Source organism: Bartonella sp. AU18XJBT (assembly GCF_028618595.1).
Classification (GTDB): Bacteria; Pseudomonadota; Alphaproteobacteria; order Rhizobiales; family Rhizobiaceae; genus Bartonella.
Window position 1 is genome coordinate 1 of the sequence record NZ_JAQITE010000141.1, and the last position, 1,196, is coordinate 1,196.

Sequence of the window (1,196 nt, forward strand, 5' to 3'; positions counted from 1 at the left end):
CCCATTTGTCAGCCTGGTGCTGTCATCCCACAGAGAAGTGTCGAAAAGCGCTTAAACAGCCCGTTTTGTAAAAGGTATAAAAACGCGGATGAATGCCAACCTTAAGTTTTGCTATTGGTAATGATCAACAATCCGCCATCCTTGCCTTAACTTGGAATGGCGGGATTGTTTTTTCAATCCACCATCTCAATATTGTTCAGCGTTGTTTTAAACAGCGGTGACAGAAAATATCAACAGGCTTATGAGCTGTTTTATCGTAAATAAATCCATTAAAAGAGGGGAAAAATGAAGAAAATCTTAAAACTGTTGAGTTGCATAGCTCTGTTAAGTATCACTGGATGTGTTAACTCAATTCCCTCACTTTCTCCAGCATTATGGAGAAATAAAATACTTTTAGAATGTGGAGTACCGGACCTTAATAAGGTTGTGGCGCTAGATTTGAATCAATTTGCCAGTATTGAAATGTGTATGGCGCAATCAGGTTTTCGTCCTAGCTTTACAATACAAGATTGGTGTGAAAATCATAAATCGGACAATCTTCCCATATGTCGTCCTGGTGCTGTCATGCCTCAGCGAAGTGTTGAGAGACGCTTAAATAGCCCTTATTGTAAAAAACATTCAGAACAACTTGAATGCCAGCCTTAAGTCTTGCTTCAGCAAGAAAGCCTTGTTCGTCCTTACGTGACAAGGTTTTTTTTATGCCGCGTCGTTATAACGTTGCTGTTTTGCTTGTTCGATGACATTCAAGAGATCTGATTGTAACCAACGCGATAAAAAACCAAATTTTAAAGGTTTTGGCAAAGAGCCATTGGTAACATGACGGCGGAATGTTGAGACACTCATATGAAGCAATTTTGCACTTTCACGGTCTGTCAAAAGAATATCATTTTCTGTCATAATAAAATCCTTTCATAATGAAAATGGGAACAAATCATAACTATTTATTAACCACATTTTGGTTCATTTTTGAAGGTATTTTATTTATAAAAAACAATATTTTATCATATAATTTGTAATGTGATAAATTATGAGTCTTATTGAGAGCGAATGAGAGAGGAGAGAGCTAAAGTTATCCACAGATAATGGGGTTATGCACCCCATATCTTAAGATTGACCAGTGACATAAGCCGCCCATTTATCCATATAGACACGGCGCTGTTCTAGATAGTCAGTACGACGATAGGCACGCTCTACTT

General features: G+C 37.7%; 3 protein-coding genes and 1 pseudogene. 2 read left to right on the forward strand and 2 right to left on the reverse strand.

All coding sequences use genetic code 11. From position 1 onward, the window contains the following. Window positions 1-92 precede the first annotated feature (92 nt). Both PVV60_RS10555 and PVV60_RS10560 read left to right on the forward strand, forming a co-directional pair. Window positions 93-221, forward strand: coding sequence for a hypothetical protein (locus PVV60_RS10555; RefSeq protein ID WP_273724679.1), 129 nt, complete (start codon window positions 93-95; stop codon window positions 219-221). Window positions 222-285: 64 nt separating this feature from the next. After that, entirely contained in the window at window positions 286-645 is a 360-nt protein-coding gene (locus PVV60_RS10560; protein ID WP_273724680.1) for a hypothetical protein, read from the forward strand. Window positions 646-696: 51 nt separating this feature from the next. Here PVV60_RS10560 and PVV60_RS10565 read toward each other — a convergent pair whose 3' ends face one another. Both PVV60_RS10565 and PVV60_RS10570 read right to left on the reverse strand, forming a co-directional pair. Next, window positions 697-897 carry an AlpA family transcriptional regulator gene (locus tag PVV60_RS10565; protein WP_015856172.1) on the reverse strand — a complete coding sequence of 67 codons (201 nt, stop codon included), beginning with the start codon at window positions 895-897 and terminating at the stop codon, window positions 697-699. A gap of 207 nt (window positions 898-1,104) precedes the next feature. Further along, window positions 1,105-1,196: pseudogene (locus tag PVV60_RS10570) on the reverse strand (integrase); the annotation flags it as partial.